This is a genomic window from Heyndrickxia sp. FSL W8-0496 (genome assembly GCF_038007825.1).
Lineage (GTDB): Bacteria > Bacillota > Bacilli > Bacillales > Bacillaceae_C > Heyndrickxia > Heyndrickxia oleronia.
On the sequence record NZ_JBBOXX010000001.1, the window covers coordinates 2778508 to 2799664 of the forward strand.

The 21157-nt window shown below is 33.6% G+C and carries 22 protein-coding genes and 1 riboswitch; of the genes, 2 read left to right on the plus strand and 20 right to left on the minus strand.

Annotated elements, in window-relative coordinates:
* Positions 1–18 precede the first annotated feature (18 nt).
* The 4 genes from NST63_RS14025 to NST63_RS14040 all read right to left on the minus strand — a co-directional run bounded on the left by NST63_RS14025 (position 19) and on the right by NST63_RS14040 (position 3131).
* Positions 19–444, minus strand: coding sequence for a flavoprotein (locus NST63_RS14025; RefSeq protein WP_212941250.1), 426 nt, complete (start codon positions 442–444; stop codon positions 19–21).
* A 41-nt stretch (positions 445–485) separates the two neighbouring features.
* A complete protein-coding gene (locus NST63_RS14030; RefSeq protein ID WP_212941252.1) occupies positions 486–1151 on the minus strand; it encodes a histidine phosphatase family protein in 666 nt (221 codons plus the stop codon).
* Positions 1152–1957: 806 nt separating this feature from the next.
* Positions 1958–2512 carry a GNAT family N-acetyltransferase gene (locus NST63_RS14035; protein WP_341042614.1) on the minus strand — a complete coding sequence of 185 codons (555 nt, stop codon included), beginning with the start codon at positions 2510–2512 and terminating at the stop codon, positions 1958–1960.
* Positions 2513–2630: 118 nt separating this feature from the next.
* Complete coding sequence (locus NST63_RS14040) at positions 2631–3131, minus strand: GNAT family N-acetyltransferase (RefSeq protein ID WP_341042616.1); 501 nt, start codon at positions 3129–3131, stop codon at positions 2631–2633.
* Positions 3132–3514: 383 nt separating this feature from the next.
* Between NST63_RS14040 and NST63_RS14045 the strand changes: the two genes are divergently transcribed.
* A complete protein-coding gene (locus NST63_RS14045) occupies positions 3515–4186 on the plus strand; it encodes a RibD family protein (protein WP_341042617.1) in 672 nt (223 codons plus the stop codon).
* A 142-nt stretch (positions 4187–4328) separates the two neighbouring features.
* On the opposite strand, the gene NST63_RS14050 is transcribed toward NST63_RS14045, so the two are convergent.
* The 11 genes from NST63_RS14050 to NST63_RS14100 form a co-directional block, all read right to left on the minus strand.
* Positions 4329–4538, minus strand: coding sequence for a hypothetical protein (locus tag NST63_RS14050; RefSeq protein ID WP_212941262.1), 210 nt, complete (start codon positions 4536–4538; stop codon positions 4329–4331).
* A gap of 66 nt (positions 4539–4604) precedes the next feature.
* Positions 4605–5102 carry a hypothetical protein gene (locus NST63_RS14055; protein ID WP_341042618.1) on the minus strand — a complete coding sequence of 166 codons (498 nt, stop codon included), beginning with the start codon at positions 5100–5102 and terminating at the stop codon, positions 4605–4607.
* A 175-nt stretch (positions 5103–5277) separates the two neighbouring features.
* The gene (locus NST63_RS14060) at positions 5278–6057 is read right to left on the minus strand and encodes an arylamine N-acetyltransferase family protein (RefSeq protein WP_341042619.1); all 780 of its coding nucleotides are present in this window, start codon (positions 6055–6057) and stop codon (positions 5278–5280) included.
* Positions 6058–6244: 187 nt separating this feature from the next.
* A complete protein-coding gene (locus NST63_RS14065; protein WP_341042620.1) occupies positions 6245–7114 on the minus strand; it encodes a pentapeptide repeat-containing protein in 870 nt (289 codons plus the stop codon).
* A gap of 24 nt (positions 7115–7138) precedes the next feature.
* Positions 7139–7882: a class I SAM-dependent methyltransferase gene (locus tag NST63_RS14070; protein ID WP_341042621.1), complete on the minus strand. Its 744-nt coding sequence runs from the start codon at positions 7880–7882 to the stop codon at positions 7139–7141.
* 85 nt (positions 7883–7967) lie between these two features.
* Positions 7968–8453: a GNAT family N-acetyltransferase gene (locus tag NST63_RS14075; RefSeq protein WP_212941276.1), complete on the minus strand. Its 486-nt coding sequence runs from the start codon at positions 8451–8453 to the stop codon at positions 7968–7970.
* A gap of 166 nt (positions 8454–8619) precedes the next feature.
* Entirely contained in the window at positions 8620–9843 is a 1224-nt protein-coding gene (locus NST63_RS14080; RefSeq protein ID WP_341042622.1) for an MFS transporter, read from the minus strand.
* Positions 9844–10114: 271 nt separating this feature from the next.
* Positions 10115–11209, minus strand: a complete 1095-nt coding sequence (locus NST63_RS14085) for a DUF1648 domain-containing protein (protein WP_058005924.1) — start codon at positions 11207–11209, stop codon at positions 10115–10117.
* A gap of 26 nt (positions 11210–11235) precedes the next feature.
* The gene (locus NST63_RS14090) at positions 11236–11625 is read right to left on the minus strand and encodes a GntR family transcriptional regulator (RefSeq protein ID WP_058005923.1); all 390 of its coding nucleotides are present in this window, start codon (positions 11623–11625) and stop codon (positions 11236–11238) included.
* Between the two features lie 402 nt (positions 11626–12027).
* Positions 12028–12546: a YbaK/EbsC family protein gene (locus NST63_RS14095; RefSeq protein ID WP_341042623.1), complete on the minus strand. Its 519-nt coding sequence runs from the start codon at positions 12544–12546 to the stop codon at positions 12028–12030.
* 87 nt (positions 12547–12633) lie between these two features.
* The gene (locus NST63_RS14100; protein ID WP_341042624.1) at positions 12634–13449 is read right to left on the minus strand and encodes an SPL family radical SAM protein; all 816 of its coding nucleotides are present in this window, start codon (positions 13447–13449) and stop codon (positions 12634–12636) included.
* A gap of 656 nt (positions 13450–14105) precedes the next feature.
* Here NST63_RS14100 and NST63_RS14105 point away from each other — a divergent pair.
* A complete protein-coding gene (locus NST63_RS14105) occupies positions 14106–14885 on the plus strand; it encodes a methyltransferase domain-containing protein (protein ID WP_341042625.1) in 780 nt (259 codons plus the stop codon).
* A 69-nt stretch (positions 14886–14954) separates the two neighbouring features.
* On the opposite strand, the gene NST63_RS14110 is transcribed toward NST63_RS14105, so the two are convergent.
* From NST63_RS14110 to NST63_RS14130, 5 genes are all read right to left on the minus strand, one after another.
* Entirely contained in the window at positions 14955–15947 is a 993-nt protein-coding gene (locus NST63_RS14110) for a phosphotransferase (RefSeq protein WP_341042626.1), read from the minus strand.
* Between the two features lie 230 nt (positions 15948–16177).
* A complete protein-coding gene (locus NST63_RS14115; RefSeq protein WP_212941286.1) occupies positions 16178–16804 on the minus strand; it encodes a YcnI family copper-binding membrane protein in 627 nt (208 codons plus the stop codon).
* Between the two features lie 30 nt (positions 16805–16834).
* Entirely contained in the window at positions 16835–18478 is a 1644-nt protein-coding gene (locus NST63_RS14120; RefSeq protein ID WP_341042627.1) for a copper resistance protein CopC, read from the minus strand.
* A gap of 6 nt (positions 18479–18484) precedes the next feature.
* On the minus strand, positions 18485–19066 hold the full coding sequence (locus tag NST63_RS14125; protein WP_212942664.1) for a DeoR family transcriptional regulator: 582 nt from the start codon (positions 19064–19066) through the stop codon (positions 18485–18487).
* Positions 19067–19489: 423 nt separating this feature from the next.
* On the minus strand, positions 19490–20818 hold the full coding sequence (locus tag NST63_RS14130) for an alanine/glycine:cation symporter family protein (protein WP_341042628.1): 1329 nt from the start codon (positions 20816–20818) through the stop codon (positions 19490–19492).
* A 99-nt stretch (positions 20819–20917) separates the two neighbouring features.
* Positions 20918–21033, minus strand: a riboswitch (glycine riboswitch).
* Between the last annotated feature and the right edge of the window lie 124 nt (positions 21034–21157).

Below are 21157 nucleotides of genomic sequence, written 5' to 3' on the forward strand. Positions count from 1 at the left end.
TCTTTCATTCAGTAGATTCTAGAATATATTTACTTCCCATTCATTCAGGACGAAATCAGTAAGAGCACCAGCTTCAATATAACTACGCACTAATTTCCAATCGTCATTTATTTCCCGTCTAAATGTTTGAAAGAATAAATTTCCATTATCTAACCGTTCTCCATTAATAATCAATGCAGCAAAAATAATTGCTAATACTTCTCTTTTATTTAACTGAATAATAGATAACTTATTTAATTCCCACTCCGCTCCATTCTCAACGACAAAGTGAAAACCTTGTTCCCAACCTTCAATCGATTCATTAAATCCAAAATCAATAATTTCTTTTCCTGATATTTCCCGAGCTTGATAATCTTCGGATATCAATTCCTTTAATTCCTGTAGCGATGACTTGCCCCAGATCGCCAAATATTTGTTTAAGAAGGGGTGAAAAGTAGAGTCCATAATATTACCTCCAAATACTCACATAATTTATAGAAAGTAATTTAGCGATACCTTGGTACTGATCTAGATAAATTTTTCATTTGCACTAAATCGCCAAGATGTGAAATATCGTTCATACAGATTACTGTTCTTTCATTAGTCTCTAAATTTAAATAAAGTCTAGTTATCCCACAATTGAACATTCTAAAATAATATTTTGCTTCTTCAGGTATTTGTAATAAATGTTTTAATAGCTCTGTTCCAGATTTTCCATGTATGACTACTACTAGTTTTTTTAATCGTTTTGATGCTGCAACTTTGGTAATTTGATCGGCTATATAACCCATTCTCCTATATAAGTCTGACCTGCTTTCATGATTCCAATGTCTAGCCCAACCATCTTCATCAATCTCCGAAGGTAACCGAATCAAAGGGTATTGATTTTCTATAAAAGAACGACTTAATCCATTTTCTTCCCATCCGTGGCCATGTTCAGATAGATGAACAAACGCCCTTGCTGAAGCTTGGGTTTTACTAGAAAGTATTTGTGCTGTTTCTAATGCTCGTTGCATAGGGCTACACCAAATCTCATCAACCTGTTCATTCAGTAAAACTTCTCCCACTAATCGCACTTGTTCTTTTCCAATAATAGATAGTTCACTATCCCATGATGTGACAGCTTTAATATTATGAAGGGATTCACCATGTCTAACTAAGATCAATTCCATTTAATTCACACCCCTTATAAAATTACTTTTCCTAATTAAAAGAAAGACAACTCAAACTATAGTTAATGTATTAATTATTCTACATTTTTAAATTACTTCCTTTTTAAATATGGAAATATTGAAAAAATAGGGATTCTCTCCAATTTATGAATAAGTTCATGTTAAAATTTATGAATGATAAGAAAACAGTCTATTAATGTAATAAAGAGACAATAAGGAGGAATGGACGATGGAAATGATGTAGATTGCGATAGGTCTAATTGGTGCTGCCTATTTTATAGGGGAAGGCTTAAACAACTTTAAAAATCCCAATGTGAAGGGATTACTAGAAAGACTTGATGAAAATGACGAACATGGGCTACTTAATGAAAAAGATGTTCACTATTTTATCGGTATTTCTAAAGAAGATGCTCAAGCTTTACTTAAAGAATATCCATCTATCCTACATATATAAGGTGATTTTCGTATTATTGTTGCATTTTTAAAAGCCCTACTACCGGATTTTACACCTAAAATTACGGCACAGCGTCCTACTCTACTATGCGATCTGTTTTTTCTTTGTTAAATAAAGGACTAATTGATTCTCAACCTATTTTTATAAAGTTAAAACATTACCTAAACAGCAACAATGTTTGAGAAAAAGCATATACAATTAACGGAAACATATATTATCCAAAAAACAAACTTCGTAAGTGGCTAATGAATATTAGCGAATTATATAATTGTACAGACTAAGCCAGTTCTGAGGACAAGGATGGTAAGGTATGAACTTTTTACCATCCTACAAATTTGTTATTAGCAAAGAGTTATAAGTCATTTATGTTAACTATCCAAATCATATGGTCTGTTCCATTTCCCCAGTAATTCCGCAAGACATATTGAGGAATTCCAAATTTTTTCTTCCAAACCTTTTGCGCATTCGAATACCCACTATCCAAGCAAATTTTTTCTTCTCCACTTCGTTTGAGAGTTAGAACCATATTTTTTAAGAGTTTAGTTCCTATGCCTTGCCTTTGATATTCAGGAAGGACAAATACTGTTCCAATTTCAACAAAATCCTTTAGCTCTCCATTTGTACATGCATTTATTAAGCTACTAGAAGGGCCATATTTGATAGATCCAATAATACAATCTTTACTTTCATCAATGGCAATTAAAAAATATCGATTTTCACCATTACTTTCAAGATCACTTTTTAAGTAATTTTTCTTACTTTCGATTTCACTTTTTATCTCTTCATGAAGATGAGATAACCCTTCTTTGGAAAAAGTATCGACAATGACGATTTTAAAAAAATCATTGAGTTCTTCACTATCAGAAATAGTTGGTCTTCTTATATAAATATTATTATGTAAAGTCATACCTACCTCCACTAATGTTTTTCCAATTTAATTTATACTGTTCCATACAAAAATTCTTTCTCTAACCAATCACTCTTTCGAATCTGATAATGATAATAAGATTGATTTTTGATTTCAATCACCTATCAACTTGCTTAAAGCTACATTTTTGAATGACTCGATTCGATCCAATATTATCTGTTAATGCGACTGCATTCAGTATCTCAACATTCGTTTTCTTAAACAAAAAGTTTATTAAACCTCTGGCAGCTTCCGTTGTATATCCCTTATTCCGAAAATGTTTGGATATAGCACAGACAATTTCTCGATTAGGTGGAGGGATCTCTTCCTTGAGTCCAGTTATACAAAAACCTATCAACTGATCAGTCTCCTTCAATATGATTCCAAGCCTCAAATATGTTTGATCATCAATAGCAGGAATTGCTTTCAAAAATGATTGATTTGCCGGAATTTCATAGTTTATGAGCCAATCTAAACGCTGCTCTCTAGTTGTTCTGAAATCAGGTGAAAATGTATAAACTTCAGGTTGTGATGTAATTTCAACTATCGCATCAACGTCATCAATTGTATATTCACGTAGCAATATTTCACCACAGTCAATTGTTAATAACTTTTTCACTTTAATTTTTCTCCAATAGTTTTTTATCTCTTTTGGATTCTATCCCTATGAAGAAAGTTCCTGCTAAACTATTTAATTTCATGTCCATTATTTTCTGTTCAAAGTTTTTTATTTCATTCGATAACTTTTTTCTTATTTAGTTAACAAAGCTTGGAATCTTGCATCTTTATGATAAAATATACTCAAAGTTGATAAATGGGAATTTTCCGATAATTATAGAGAAGCTATTTATATGAAAAATGGGAATTAGTAAACTCATACTTTAATAAGAATACAACTAAACTATTATATATTTTACTTTCATGCATTGGATCTAATGATTTAAATGATATGTGTAATCATAAATAAAAAACTCTATCTCAATACATGAAGGAGCTATAATTATGAAAAAACCAGAAATCATTTTAAATGTCTTCTCTTCACTGGACGGAAGAATTACTACTGCACCCGATAGAAACGTAACAGAATGGACAGCGGTTGGTATAGATGGTGATGCACATGAAGTAACTAACCAACTGTATGATGAGTTAGAATGTGATGGGTTGATATCAGGCAGTGAAACACTAATGGTATATGGGAAGCATTGGATAGAACTTACGCAACCACTATATGAACCAAAGAATTCAAAAGCATATATCGTTTTTGATGGGCAAGGTAGAATTAATTGGTATCAAACAGAGGGTCTAATCGTCGTTACTAAAGAGAATGTAGCAGATGAATACATCCAACAATTAGACAAGAAAGGCATAAACTATATACAAGCGGGCAATGGTCAACATGTCGATATTGAGCTTGCTTTACAAATCTTATATAAAATGGGTTTTCGAAAGCTTGGACTTAGTGGTGGAGGAACTTTTAATGGAGCATTTTTACGTCAAGGATTTATAGATGAAATCAGTTTAGTGATTGCTCCTTTAGCAATTGGTGGAAAACATACACCAACCTTATTCGATTGTGATGATCTTCAGCGATTGGATGATGTCACTAAATTAGAATTACAGAACATGAAGCCTATTGGAAAAGGATCAGTTTGGCTTCATTATAAGGTTCGATAAATCTAGTATAGGTTTGTTCCTTTCACGTAAGATTAATATACAATTTGTATCATATGTATACGAAGACTACTAAAAAGGCGGATTTCTCATAGAAAAAACTCGCCTTCCTTTTTGCTCTACATTAACATCCGTATTCATTTGATTAATTTTTTTTCTTATTTCTAGTTTGTACATATTTTTGTGACAAAATCCCCGCATTAAATACTGATAAAATCATAATAAAGAAAAAGAGTACTCGAGTAAATACCGACTCATTATTACCAACAAAATCTATATGTGAAAAGTTAAAATATATAAAGCCAATAGCAGTACATAAGGATAAAACAAATTGACCTTTGATTGACTTTATCATCGAACCCCTCCGTTTCGCCTTTCCATAAAATAACGAATTTAACGATTATTGTATCCTGTACATTACTTAAAGTGGACCAGCTTCAAATCCAATCGGCCATCCATCCTCTTTAAATTTCACTTTATATTGAAACGCATATGGATAATCTCCATATACAAAATGAATTGAAAAACCTAATAGAATGGAATCGTCAAAATTTACAATTCTACCAATGGTTATAGTTGATATGTCATAATTGTCAATCTCTTGGGAAGGAATAAACTTCTTTAAATACACTAATGCTTTTTCTAGATGAATGCCTATTTGTTTAAATAGTCTATCTGCTAAAGATAGAAGTTCTTCGACTGGGGCTTCATTACTTCCATGGATGATAATCTCAACATCTTCCCATTCTCCGATATCCACGCTACAAAACCATTCTTTAAGTATCCACTCTTTCTCAACAATTGAAATGATATTTGATCTCTTCTTATATTCTCCTTCACTGACAAGCTCTTTAGAAAGGATCAGTTTTTCTTCTAATCTCTCTTTCATATTGTCTATTGTATATTTTGATAGATCCATATTTATAACACTCCAAATCATTCATCATAAGAAAATTTCAATGCAATTCTCGACAATGTTCTCCCAAATTACTTCCATTTTATTATATAGATGGATACTCCTTTTCTCCAGTAACAATTCAATTTTTCAAGAAAAAAGTGCATTCCTACAACAGAAATGCACGCTAATCTTTAATTTATTTGATACCAAAGGATTTATTCAAAATATCTGTAAAACTTTTTTTATCCACTTCTTTTTTATACACCTTACCGTCAATCCATTTAGTATATGATGTATCTGTTAGTGTTAAATTCCCGCTGTCTGTAAGGATAGTAATGAGTGGCTTTTTATTAAATGGAGATTCATCATGCTCAACGATTATTTTTTGTATTTCATTTAACGCTGTTACATCATTTATCGTTTCATTAGATTTAAAAGCGTAACCCATCTTCCAATCATCATCTTTATACTTTAGTTTCATAAAGAAAATATAATCACCATGAACACTATTTTCTTGTTTTACGCGAAATTCTCCATTATCGGAAGAAACGATTTCTCCGTTAAGTGGAATAGGCTTAAGCGGTAAATTTCCTCCAAACCCTGTATCAACTAAAAAACGCTGTTCATTATGTTTCACAATGATAGCTACATGTGTTTTTCCAATTGAGTTCCATTCTTGTTTAGCTTGATTATATATGACTCCACGAAATAAGGTTGCCTGGAAGCCATTCTCCAATAGAAATAAATAAAGAATTGCATTTAAATCATAGCAGAGTCCCCCCTGTTTCTTATGGAGGATTTTGTTTATTAAATTATTTTTTGTCAATTCAGAAGTATTTTTTGACATAATACATAAATTTTCAAATGGAATTGTTTTTGCTGTCTTTTCAAGAATGATATCTAAATCTTCAAACGTTATATTTTTATTAATAGGAAAACCTATTCTTTCACGAAATAATAAATTTAAGTTACTCATAAACCATTCCTCCTACTGTTATATTAAAAGAAAGAAGTGATCAATTAAAGAATAGTGCCTCTAAACAAGAATATAATATTTAGATCATTAATTATTATATATAAATATAGTATGAATCGACCTTTTCTACTTATCCCCAAAAAGACAAAGAAGCTAGCTGATAAGGAATCAGTTAGCTTCTTTAAAATTAATAGTCCTCACTTGACCAATGTCCAGGTCGGATGAGTGATTTTGGTAATTTAGTTCTCGAGTTGCCTTTTGCAGCGTTAATCTGAACTTGGGTCAAAAATATACTACCAGTCAGGTCAGCACCTCTTAAGTCTGCATCCCTTAAATCAGCTCCGATCATATCGGTCATTCTTAAATCAGCCTCTCTCAGATCTGCCGCTATGAGAAACGCACCTCTTAAATTTGCACCTTTTAGATCAGCACCTTTTAGATTTGCTCCAATTAGATCCATTCTTTTACCGAGAAGTTTCTGATGCTTCCTTGATGTCTTAGAATTAAATTTACTTCCTTCACATACAAGATCACTTGTACGCAAAAGTAATCGATTAATCTTTTCCCTATGTAAAGGAATATCTATACCAATCAGTGAATCCGGATCAAGTTCAGAAAGGATTTCTGTTTCCTCCATCGCTTTGCGAAGATCATTATGGATACTTTTCGTAACTTCTAATGACAAAGCCTGAGTAAGGTACCAAAGCATTTCGTGAAGTTGTTGAACAATTGGGAAAACCCTAAACATCTGCCTCGCTGTCTCTTGAGATTCACGCCAATCATTCCCTTTAAATGTAACTTGAGAAACCTTTTGTCCTGCTCCTAAGCAATCAAACACCGTACAGCCCCGAAATCCTCTTTGTCTTAAATCACGATGGATTTGACAACGATAATCATTCTGTAAGTTTGGGCAAGGCTTTCCCCCTTCTTTATCTATAGCAAAATCTGTTGTTGCCGCAAATGGTAACGCAACACAGCACAAACCGAAACAATTCCCACAATCTGCACGTAGATGTGCATAGGTAAAATCTTCTGATGAATCTTGTTGATTGGACAATATTTGCACTTCCTTTGAGTAAGCTTAAATTTTTCTACTTTTAATAATCAATGTAGTTGGTATCATTTTTGGTTTTTCATAAGAATACCAGCCATTTACATGCTTCGGTATGATATCATCACTTATACATACGTCCTCAATCATTTTCTCAATCATAAAGCCATGACTAATTAACGAATTAATGTAGGTACTAAGCTTAAATTGCTGCATCATGGCTGGTGAACTCCATGCCTCATGATCATATGGCCCTTCCTCATGATATGATTTTATTAGTCTTAAATCACCGTCATTGTTCTTGATTCGATTATAGAGTGGGTGTTCCCAACTAAAAATAAACGTGCCACCTCTTTTTAAATACTTATTTATATTGTCTAAAGTTTTTTCTAAGTTTGTGGTCCAACCCAGCGCATAGATGGAAAAGACAATATCAAAATATTGATGTGGTAAACCCGGATCCTCTTCCATTGGTGATTCTAACAACTTCACATCAGATCGAATATCTTTTAGTACTTCTACTGCTGTATTAATTTGAGCTGTAGAGAGATCGATTCCCCAAAGCTCTTTAGCTTGTTGTTCATCTAAATATTTCAATGAATGACCACTTCCACAGCCGATTTCCAAAATTTTTTTATTTGTTACATCTCCAAATAAATGGAGATCATTCTCAAAAGGAGCCAATGGTCCATACTCAGGAAGAGGATTTCTTGCAAAGAAACGATGAGCTTCTTTATCCCAGCTGATCTTATTTTTTTCTAGTGAATTTATCATATATTCTAACCTCCATATCTCATTAGAATATATGTTCTATTAACTATTGATTTTTCCCTGCCAAAGAAAAAATTTTAATTCAACTCTACTTTAAATATAATTCCAAGCTTTCATACACTCTTCCATACTGATCAACACTTGTGCCAATTACATCAAAGCCGAAACTTTCAAAAAGTTTCTTAGATGCTGTATTATATATAAATATTTTCCTCACCACTAATTTACTCCAGTAAAGTTTTCTTGCTCTATCGATTAATAATCTCAATACTTGTTGCCCATAACCTTTTGATCTATACTTTTTAACTCCAATTACAATTGGTAGCATTTCTTTTGATAGTGTAGCATCACCGATAGGAATCCATTCTTCACTCTGCATGATTTCAATAATATAGACTTCACCTATTTTACTAAGGTAAGAATACATTTTACTAATCGTTTCTCTTGTATAGGGATGTGTTCCTTTTCCCTCAGAATAATAAAGAACTTCTTTATCTTGATACCAAGGGTAGGCTATCAAAATGTCATGAGGTAGACGAATTGGCCGGAGTCGAATCTTATCATGAACTAACATAAATTAATCATCACTCCACATTTATGGCAAGATACTACCTTTTTCGGATAGTTTATTACTTTAACAAACACCCAATTACCAGCATTTACACCTAATAATGGCTTACAAAAAGAGTCTATAATATAATATATAAAATTGACATCTTATTTATTATAATCCTAAACCGTTATTTTGTATCCACTGAAAAGGAAGCTACTGATCTATTTAACTGTTTCTGTCTATAGGAAATGACACTGTTCAAGAATAATATACATGAACATATTAACAGTGCAGAAACAGGGTTTATCCATTCTGCAACACTCCCTGCAAATCCATTTGCAAAAATCACTACAATTCCCGTCAGAAGAAGCCCACCACTACTAACTCGAGCTAAAAATTGATTAGGTGTAACCGTTTGTCTTGCTGCACCATTAATAACAAATGCCATGGACAAAGCTCCATCAAATAGTAACATTCCTATAAACGCAAACCACAAATTTGCTGAGAAACTGACAATAATAATACCACAGCTCGAACACAATAATAATGTACCGTAAAGTAAATTCCAATGAGCATTCTTCAAAAGCTTCATCATAAATATTCCAATAATATTTCCCACTCCCGCTCCGGAAAGTAGAATTCCCGTTTGGCTAGCAGATAACTCTAAATTTTGCTTTGCAAGGATAATAACAAGTAAAGTAATAGAGTGGGTAATAAAATGAAGGACTAGATGATTCAATGTTATAAAACGTTGAATTCGTGTAGAAAACAACATCTTTATTCCTTCAACACCTTGGTTAAATAATTCTTTGGACCATAAAGGTTCAGTTTTATTTCTTAAATCACGATTAGTTACTGTGATTAGCATTAAACTAATAAATGACAGAAAAAAGGAAAACGCATCGATGCCTAATGTAGCTGCTGCACCCATTTTAGATAAGGCGATACCTGCTAATACTGGTCCGATTAGTGTACTAATCGCATCCGCTCCTTCCATATAATTGTGGACATCGACCAGATGATTTCTCCCTGCAACCATCGGAAGGAGCGAGTGAAAGGCTATCCGAAAAAATAATCCTGCTAATCCTGTTACTAACAATATAGTCATTATTAAAAAAAGATTAAATTTCTCCGCCATTATAATGATGACGAGGAGGGTCATTGTTACCGTTCTAATAAATTCTGCATACATCGCAGTCTTCTTCTTTGACCTTTGTTCGATAAAAACACCTGCTGGGAGCGATAAAAATAATGGTGCTATTTGCGTACTTATAGCAACCAACGCTGCCTTCATAGGTGAATGAGTGATCTGTAAAACCATCCAAGGAATCACTAGTTCACTAAATCTTCCTCCAAAAATCGAAACAACCTGACCTAACCATAAAAAAAGAAAGTTTCTTTCTTTAAACATAATCATACACCTCAATTAATCATTCTTTATTAAATTGTTTTATCGTATTTTTGATGATTACATTGGGCGTGATCCTCTCTAATTAAGATGGCTAGGTCATTATTTAAAAATCATTTTATATGAATCACAAATAAAAGTGAAGAATTTTCCAAATTTGATTATACTTTTTTCGGTGTTTTCGGTACATTAAATTCGAAATTCCAGAAAAAAACAAGAAGCACCTCATTGGTTACTTCTTGTTTTGACTTTTTGCATTAATGTGTTCTCAAACTTACGCAAAAAACGTTAATACTAATATTAAAATAATTGGACCAAATATACAGAGATAACCAATAGGATTTGCAAAATTCATTGTCCAGCCGACTCCAAACCTCTTTTCAACAAAAATAGATGGATCATTTTTATTAAAATAGAAGAGTCCACCCTTCCAATATTGATCATCATCCATATCTACAATTCCTTCTATTGGTGAAATATTTAATTGATTATCAGATTTTCCCACTTTTACTGAGAATATAACTGTGCCAATTAAAATTAAAATCAAAAATATGAATGGAATAAACATTACATAAGCGTCAGACATTAAACCTGTATGAATTGTCGTTAGCTGTAAAAAGGCAAACAGCATCGAGATAAGAATACTAACAATAAACAAAAACCAACTTGAATACTTTCGTAAGGTTAGTTGACGAATCCGAGATGCATCGGTACTAGTTGCACTTAATTTTATTCCCGATTTCTTGGTCATTTCATTTATACCTAAAAACATAAATTGCATTACCAATAATATGAGAGATAAAATATGGACAGAAAAAGGATTCTTCTCTGTAAAGGAATCTGGTTTGCCATCCGGTCCCCAGTGCATTGGAATTTGTTGAGGCAAATGCTTATATTGAATCAATGTATAACCAATCACTCCTAATGTAACTACCATCGGAATGATGTATATATACCATGGGAGCATTTCATCTTGTGAACGAACTGCTATGTCTGTAATTCTAACCTGTTTAACATTCTCTCCCCATTTCTTTGATTTTTTAAGTTGAATCGTTTTTGCGTGAAAATAAAAATATAATGACATACTTAGAACAATAACCCCAAACTGTATAGCTACCCCTGTTAACACAAGAAATTCCTCAGATGCCTCTCCCTTTAATACCCAAAAAGTATAAATAAGAATAGCAATGACTGATAGCAAAAATACTGTTCTTGAATATCTTCTTTTATAAGATGAAAGGGTTAAATTAGTAATGTATTGATCTGGAATGGTTACCCCAAACACTACGGTTCGTTTAACTAAATACGGAAGTGCTGTTTGTATTGCGATAATAAACAACATTAGGATTAAAAATACCGATATCAACATCTCGCTTCCTCCCTTTTTGCCAATGTTTATTTTGGCTCTCCCTTTAAATCTAAAATGATAGATTGAATATTTTCCCGAATTTGCTCTTTAGTCATCCCCAAAACTAAAGCTTCAGCAACAACTAGTTTAAATTCTTCCTTTATTCTCATAAAGTGATGGGCTTCTTTAACTATAACATCTGGCGAATTAATAACTGCTCCAGACTTTGGAATGATCCTAATTATCCCTTTTCTCTCTAACTCATGATAGCTTTTATTGACAGTATGCATATTTACGCCTAAGTCTGCCGCAAATGATCTTACTGATGGAAGAGCATCACCTGGCTTCATCTCACCTCTCGCTATACCTTCGATTATTTGATTCGTTAACTGAGTATATATCGGGATATCTGAATGAGGCTCAATTTGAATGATCATAACTTACCTCCATTCTGTTCTATTCATATTATAACAAACTTGTTATACAAAGTATAGAACAATCTTCCTGTTTTTTCAAAAATAAAAGCCTCTTTTTAACAAAAGAGGACTGAAAATTTATTGAATCAATTATTTTCGAGTTTAGAATTACGCAACCAACATTTTTCTGTTTAAATGAACTTTTTTCTAATGATATTGTTTATTTAAGATAATTGACTACAGCTGTTGAAGATTCCAAACCGGTGCCCCATTTTATTCATTCAACCTTATCTTATGATAGTTTCCAATTTCATCTTCTCAATATGGCCACTCATACAGGATAGTTTTGTATCATCTCTTCATTATTTTCACAGATTAAGTAATGAATGTATTGAAGTATAAATGCCCTCATTTATTTAAATCTTATTTTACATGACTATCGAGTGGCTCCTTTTCCCTATTTTCTAAAGCTTCCCAACCTTTGCAAACATCTACCCATTCTTTTGCAAAGGAGAATTGAAATAATTCATCAATAGTTAATTCAATTGCGGAATTTGTGCTTCCACAAGCAGGGAAAACAGTATCGAATCGTTTTAATGAAACATCTAAAAAGATGTCTAAATCTTTTTCTAATCCAAATGGACAAACCCCACCAATCATATGTCCAGTTTGTTCTAGTACTTCTTCCGGTGATAGCATACGAGCTTTCATGTCAAAAGACTGGCGGAATTTCTTGTTATCAATTTTTGCATCGCCAGCTGCAACAATTAAAATGGCATTTTCTCCTTCTCCCCTGAAGGATAATGTTTTTGCAATTCGGGCTGGTATCACACCAATTGTATTTGCAGCCTCTTTAACAGTCGCACTGGATGTTTCAAATTCCATTATATCCTGTTCTCGATTCCACTGGTTAAAATGATCTCTCACACGTTCAAGTGACATCATTATCATCCTTTCTTTTTCCATGTGTTTAGGAAAATATTAGCATATGTTATAGTAGGATAAAATAAAAACGATTGATCATTCATCTTATGGCTCAAAACCATGTTTACTGATTAAAACCTGATCTTCAGAAAATACTTGTATAAACCTTTCATAAATTTTCCTATATGCTGAAGGACTATACCATTCTTCCAAGTTAAGTGTTTCATATTTCGTTTTTATACCAAGTCTACTTGTCCTCTTTCCACCGCTACCATCCCCCATAAAAAAATCATCAATACATACACGGTCTACGATTGAACGTAATTGATGAGGAAACTCTTCACTACTAGGTAGAACCGGTGCGATAGTAGCTTGGGTTGGAATTCCTGCTTCACCTAATAATTGTAATGTCTTGAGTCGTGCCTTGATAGGAGGTGCTTCTGGAGTAAAATGTTTACGAATAGATTCTTGATCTGTTTCAATCGTCATACTTACCCTCACTTTTTCTTTTAATTGCTGTAGTAAGTCGATATCTCTGCGAACAAGTGGACTTCTTGTTTGAACAAATAAAAAATCGGGTGATTCTTCAACCATTACTTCGAGCAATGACCTTGTTATCTTCTCCTTATATTCAATGGGTTGATATGGGTCAGTACTGGAAGACATGAAAATGGTTACCCTTCCTTTTGACTTTGCTTTTTTAAGTTCTTTTTTTAGCAACGTAGCTGCACCATTTTTTATATCGACCCATTCTCCCCATTCACCTTCATGAAATAGAGATACAGGCATCTGTCGCACATAGCAATAAGAGCACCCAAATGAACAACCAGTATATGGATTAAGTGTGTGGGAATAACCTGACAAAAAACCTGTTCCTTTGTTTAGAATGGATTTTGGATGTTTATACATATAATCTTTCATGCTTTATCCTTTCTATATAGCACTCCTTTTACCTTAGGCACTATATGCTTATAATATTAAACCTGTACAAATGAATAAGTCACGCTGTTACAAAATGAATCATTCTTTTCTCTATCATTTTAAAGGAAAATTGACAATGTTTGAAGAAATTAGATATTAATACTGATGAAGCAAAAACTATCACTATAGGGAGGATTCAATGAGCATTTTCATGAAACAATTCAATTTACATGTGATAAAAGCGTATTTATTTAACGTTTTCCCTAAAGAAATTCTCGAAAATCGAAAAAAGCTATAACACAATTAGAGAGAAAATCAGATTGGAGCTAGCTTTCCTAATATAGGTTTATGTAATGATAATTTATGAGGAAGAGACCTTTACTCATATAGATGAAAGAATATGGAATAGCATTTAATAGATAATCATACATTTATATCAAGTATTCTTCTTTTTCTTCAAGACTGTTTTCGTATAGTTGTTACTTTTGTCATAGCCCATCTGCCGGCTTTTACGTGGTATTTCGGAGTGTGTGCAGCTCTTTCAGTGAAATAAAAGATTAGCGGTATTCAACTAATAGTTATTTAATTAAGACTTACCATAAATAACAATAATGTTTACACGAACCTTCTTCAAAAAAAAAATAAGGAGGCTTTATATGAAATTACTGGACCCCTCAACATTTCCAGATTGGGTATCACCTCATTCCGTTCATTGGTATGAACAACTAAGTAGCCTACAAGGAAAATATGAGTATCCCTGGAATTCCATATACTCAGAACCTAATGGTGAAACTACTTTTGATAAAGAAGTAGCTAGAATGATTAAAGAAAAAAAGGTGCTAGATATAGGCTGTGGACATGGAGAGTTTACTATGAAGTGTAGTCACTTAGCGAAAGAGATTACTGGATTTGATATGACTGATCGATTTATAAAAGTTGGAAATGAAAATAAGCGCCCAAATATGGCGTTTGTAGTTGGTAATTCTAAAGATCCTCTTCCTTTTGACCAGGAAGCATTTGATTGTGCATACAATCGAAAAGGGCCGACATCCTCCTATCTTTCTCTTAAACAAGTAGTAAAAAGTGGTGGAGAAATTTTGGGACTTCATCCAAGTGATGAGATGGGGAAGGAATTGCCACAATTATTTCCTAATTTCTTTTCACCTTCTCAAGGCACACCTATTTTAAACACTTTAAAGCAAAGACTCGAACAAAGTCATTTTTCCTTTGCAGTCGTAGAAATTGTCAATAGCCTCGAATATTTACAATCTCCAATAGACGTTATAAAATATCGCTGTTTTGGGCAAAATCCTAACATATTTCATAGGATAAAAGAAGAAAACATTGACGAAATAACAAGGATATTTAAACAAAACACATCGGAAAATGGCCTACCAATTACTTTTTCACATTATATTGTTCGAGCTGTTGTTTAAACAAAGCATTTACCATTAATCGATAAGCAAGAAATTTTTAAGAATGAAGCTACGTATGGATCGGAACAATTAATGATGAAGTAAATTTATTTCTGAAAAAATAAATTCTAATTCATTCCAATTGTCACCGATCCACTTATTTTCCTCACAAAATCGTTGTAATGTTTTCTCTGCACTCTTTCCTGCTCTAATCCAACTAGATTCCTTCCACCATGTTAATCGTATCGAGCGTACCAATTTTTGTAAAGTTATGTCGCAATCATCACGATAACCTTCTAAATATGCGGATACAGGCTCTAACTGTAGATAATTATCCTTTAAACAACAAGATAAAATGGCTCTAGACAAGTCAAACTCCGGAAACACATAGTTCATTCGATCAAAGTCAAGGATTGCTGCTACCTGATTTGATGTAAACAATACATTATCAACAAATAAATCCCAATGTGCCCAGCCTTTTTCACATTGAGAAAAGTGTTCTATATGCATCCCTTCAATAATATTACGTTGTTTTTCCAATATAGGAAGAACGATTTCATCTTTTAATTTTATAGCTTCGTCCCATCTACTCAGCCAATTATCCATCATTTGTTTTTTTGAAGGAATCTTCCAATGTAAAGGCAAATCAACTTGCCTTTTTGTATTTAGTAATTTGTGCATTTTTCCTATATTTCTTCCTAAACTATACATTTGGTCGATAGTAGCGGAACCTGCCTTAATCATATTCCCATTTTTTAGTTCCATTAAAACAAATCGTTCACCGCCTATTGAATACTGTACATACTTTTTCTCATAAATAAATAGTTTAGGACATGGTATCCCATTTTCATATAAATAGGCATGCTGGTTCAAAGATCGTTCCAATCCATCTAACATATCGTCTGGATAACGTTTTTTATTGTATTGCTTTACAAAAAAGTTCCCCTTATCCGTGTATATTTTCCATTTATAATTCAAATAACCTTTATTCATTTTTATATCGCCCAAAATATTAAATTTATACCTCATTGTAAGTGTAATAAAAATATCTTCTTTAATTTGTTCACAAGTTTTTTCTTCCATGTTCATTTCCCCTAATGGATATTTAATATTTTATTTATATTTATTAATATCGTCATTTTGAGGATAACGATATCCGATAAATCAATAATATTACAACTAATCTGAATCTTCCATAGCCCCTTAATGATATAAATTCACATCGAATATAAGAAAAGGACCGTCTTAATAAGCGGCCCCGAGGATTTCAATTGTTACTATCAATCTAATTCAATCACATAGATAATATTATCTTACTTACGTTTGCGCAATAAACTAATCAAAGCAAGTAATATAGCAATAACTGAAAGCACTATTGGTAGCCAATTCGTGCTCGCATTATCCGCTTCTGTTTTATTGCTTTCTTTGTGTTCAGAATGACTGCTTTCTGCATGAGGTTTTACTGAGTCGCCTTCTTGGATTTTTGTTATTGAAGCAGGCTCATCAGATCCAGCAGGTCCAACCCATTCTACCACTGACCCATCTTGATATGTTTGTAGTGCCTTCCAGCTCACTTCCCCTGGCTTACTCGGGTTTGCACCGATAAAAGAAAACTCAACAAATTCTCCTGACTTAATCCCACCATTATTCGCTTTCCAAACAACAGCAGTGATCTTATCCTTTTTGTTTTTTTCTAATTGATAATCCCATCCAGTCATTGGAAGTACCGAAACAAGATCAACATCTTTGGGAACTTCGAGCTTAATTTCTGTTGTATTGATCTCTTTTTCTACTGGTACTCGAACAGTATATTTTTCATATGCATTGGTTGTACTTACATCTGGTTGTACGGTTACATGTGCATCTGCTACCAAAGGTACGATAAGAAATAATGCGAACATCATTAATATGATTGACATGATTTTACTTTGTTTTTTCATTGCACTTTCCTCCAAACAATTAATTCATCTTTATTCATTTCTACTTAAATTGACAAATACTTGATCCTTCCACTCTTTACTCTCCATTTCAGAATACTCTGCCTGTATCGTCATATCCCAAGTACCTGACATTGTAAATGGTAGTTCAACCTGATAAACTCCATCTTTTTTAAGTGTTGCTATAAAAGGTCCAGATTTCATACCATGCTTAGGCATTTCCATAGAAACTTGTACTCTATCAGGCGCATGATTTTCAGAAGCAGGAAATGTTAATGTCATCTTTTGATCTCCCGCTTGTAATTTAGCGATTTTCACTTGAACTTTTTCTTGTCCAGAGGTTAAAACACTATTATAAGGTTTGCTTGGTATTGGATATGCAGATTGGCTTAGCCAAACACCCAAAAATATTATCACCAATGCAATTAGCCATTCGATCCGTAGTATTCGTGGAGTGGAAAATCGCCCAATCTTTTTCCATTTTAATGTCTGATACAATGCAAATAGTAGCATTAATACGACAAGAAAAATTTTAACAAATAAAATCGTACTCCAATTTCCCCACTCTGTAATGACTGTGGACCATCCCGTTTGTAAAATGACCATAATGATTCCAGAGATAATGACCATTATTGAAGCTGTTAGAACATTTTTTACGAAAAACGAACGGAATGTAGTCGATAGTTTTTCCTTAGAGAACAATTTATTTCTAATTAGATAGATTACTAAATAGCTCAAGGCACCAACCCATAATGCGATTGATAGTTGGTGAATAATCCGTGGAACTGCAGCTATATAAGGATGCTCCATTCCCCAAACATGCCCGCCAAATGCAGGTATAATAACCAGTAAAAGCCAAATAACTAAATACCATGCTTCCACCATTTCAGGTATGAAAAGTAATATGATAAGTAGAAGCTGAACTGCAACCATAACAATGAAAGGAAAATGAATTAATAAATCCCATCGTCCATGGATGATCGTTTGAAATAAGCCATCAGGTAATGATAATGTGTAAATCAGCAATTCCAATATAGTTCCTAGTAATAGAATGAAAGAACTTATTAGTTTAACTTTTTTTGGTAATATATCTTGTTCTACGAATTTTTTCCTTTTAGCTATAAAATGAAACCAATATAATCCTCCTCCTATTAATAAGAGGATTTCAACAATTGTTCTAGTTGCTACTAAAAGAGGAATGGAACTTCCGTCTTTTGATTTAATTGATTCCGCCCCACCTTTTGTTTCCTTACCAACCGCAAACATATATGATCCGCTAACAGGGTGGCCATCTAAGGATACAACACTCCACTGTACGGTATAGGTTCCTTGCTTAAGGTTTGGCAAATTTATATGTAAAATCTTGGAACGTTTCTCTCCGCCAACGGATTGTTTTGAAATTACAGGCTTTGCATTCCAATCATATATCGTAACATCTGCCAAATCTTGTTCAATCGGTTCATTAAAACGAAGTTCTAAAAACTTTGGAGAAGAGTCGGTAACCTCCATCTTTTCAGGTGTCGTCTCAATAAGTGTAGAGTGTGCCTCAGCTTTTGGTGCCTGAATAAATATAAGCAAAAATCCGATAAATAATGTAAAGAATATAGGTAAAACATTTTTTATTTTTTTAATAAGTGTCCCCTCCTTATCTAGTAATCTTTTTTGCTCTGGAAACACTTGTATTTAATGATTGTGACATCCAGTATCACCATTCATTTTTTTTGCTACCACTTCCATTGCCTCTTGAAATCCATAAATATTCCCACCAAAACCTTTTACAAATTTTTCAGCATGGTCTCGGTTTTCAAAAGTAATAATGTGCGGCTGGCAGCAGGAAATATTCAAGCAGGTATCCAAAACATACCATGTTAGGAGTGCACTAATTGTTGTATTGGTGAAAAAGTCATGACAAATTGCTTGTAGTACTTCATCTCCTAATTGACGATGTCGTAATAAACCACAATGTGCACAGCAGGCTGTTTCGATTTTGTCATTGGCAAGAATTAAGCGATACGCCATTTTCTGATTATTTGGTTTGTGGCAAAAAACACAATGGCTATGATCTGGTAAACTAGACTCTTTCTTTTCAATTAAGGAAATTCCACCAAATGTTTTCGTCACTAACCCTTCTTCAACTAATGGTTTAATATCCCGATATATCGTCATTTCTGATACATTAAATTGTTCGCTAAGTTCACTAATCTTCAATGTTTTCTTCATTTGGATAAGTAATTTTATTTCTCTTTGTCTTTCGATTGGTAACAATACAATCACCTCTCTTTTAACTTTATGTTCCCTTTTAACAAACAATCACAATAAAAAAGCAAAGCTTCTGTTTACCTTTTCCCATTATATACTAAAATCAACTATATACTTGTGATATTTATGTGAACTTATGTTGTAATCAAACATAATATAACAAATAAAAAAAAGATTCCCATAATGTGAGAATCTCTATTTTAAAAAAATTGTTCTAAGTCTTTTCAGTTACCGGATAAATACAGGTGCCAATTATGCTTTTTCCGTCTTCGGAAAGTTTTTCATACTTAAGGATTTTCTCTACTATTGTATCTCGCAATATAAGTCGATTAGATGCGAGCATATAATAACAAAGTCCTTCATCCTTTCCTCCTATCCTAAAAAAGGCTGCAATAGATCATTCTATTAACAGCCTTCTAGATTAATGGTTTATTTTATCAATTGCTTGGTCTCCATAACAACCACACTGCTTAATCCAACTAATCCGATTAAATTCGGAATTGCCATGAGGCCATTAGCTATATCAGAGAATGTCCATACAATTCCAAGCTTTAAATTTGCTCCAATTGCTATCATCATGATAAATATATAACGATAATAACGAATCGCTTGACGACCAAATAAATACTCGATACATTTTTCGCCATAGTAAGACCAGCCTAAGATGGTAGAATAGGCAAATAAAATAATAGCTATTCCAAGTACCATACTTCCCGCTTGTCCAAATACTGATTGAAAAGCTAAAGTAGTTGCTTCAACTCCTGTCTTTCCTGACTCCCAAGCACCTGTTGTAATTAACACAAGGCTTGTAATGGTACAAACAATGAATGTATCTAAAAAGGTTCCCGTCATTGAAACTAGGGCTTGTTTTGCCGGAATATCTGTTTTAGCTGCTGCTGCAGCAATCGGTGCACTTCCTAATCCCGCTTCATTGGCGAATACTCCTCTTGCCACCCCCATTTGAATTGCTGAAGCAATGGTTGCTCCAACAAAGCCACCAGCAGCAGCCGTTCCATTAAACGCACCAGAAAAAATTAGTGAAAACGCCTTTGGAACTTGATCCAGATGATAAATGATAATAATTAAACCTGCTATAATATATACAAAGGCTTTAATGGGAACAAAATAGCCTGTCACCTTGCCTATCGCTTTTACTCCTCCTAGGATAACAATAGCAATAAATATCGCCATTACTATACCACTAATTAAGGGTGAGACTGAAAAATTAATTCTCATTGCCTCAGCTACGGAATTAGATTGTACTAAATTTCCTATCCCAAAAGAGGCGGTGGCACCAAAAATAGCAAATAAAATCGCTAACCATTTTTGCTTAAGCCCTTTTTCTAAATAATACATGGGACCACCTGAATATTCCCCATTTGAACCAATGATACGATATTTTACAGCTAGAATGGCCTCTGAATATTTGGTAGCCATGCCAAAAAGCGCTGTGACCCACATCCAAAAAACTGCACCTGGACCACCAATTGTTATAGCCGTTGCCACTCCGGCAATGTTACCCATACCAATCGTTGCTGCCATCGATGTCATAAGTGCTTGGAAATGACTAATATCTCCTGTCGTGGACTGATCCTCTGTTCGACCAAAAGCCAGTCGAAGAGCATGAAATAATTTACTAAACTGTAAGCCTTTCAGACGTACAGTAAGAAGAATTCCTGTACCTACAAGCAGGATTAATGTTGGAATTCCCCATACATAATCATTGATGTGATCTAACACTTGACTTACTCTTTCCATATCTATTCTCCTTTACAAAATAAAAAACCACTTCATCTAATGAAATGGTCTCTGGAGAACAAGGCAAAGAAAAATAAACCGATTCGGTATCGGTCTTTCTCACTTGTCTCTGTCCTTTTTACCTGAGAGATTATCCCGTCTCTATTAAAAGACGGATTTACTCCTTCGGTGCTCGTTTTCCTCCAATGGGAGGGAGTCTCTCCAGAGATTCGTCCCCGTATAGTTTACTTAATGTTTAAGACCTGAGAGTTTCAAAGCTGTCCGACCAGCTCCTTGCCCCATCGGTAGGTCAGATACGACCTTCTCCTACACGGTTCATCCGAATGCTATGAAATTAAT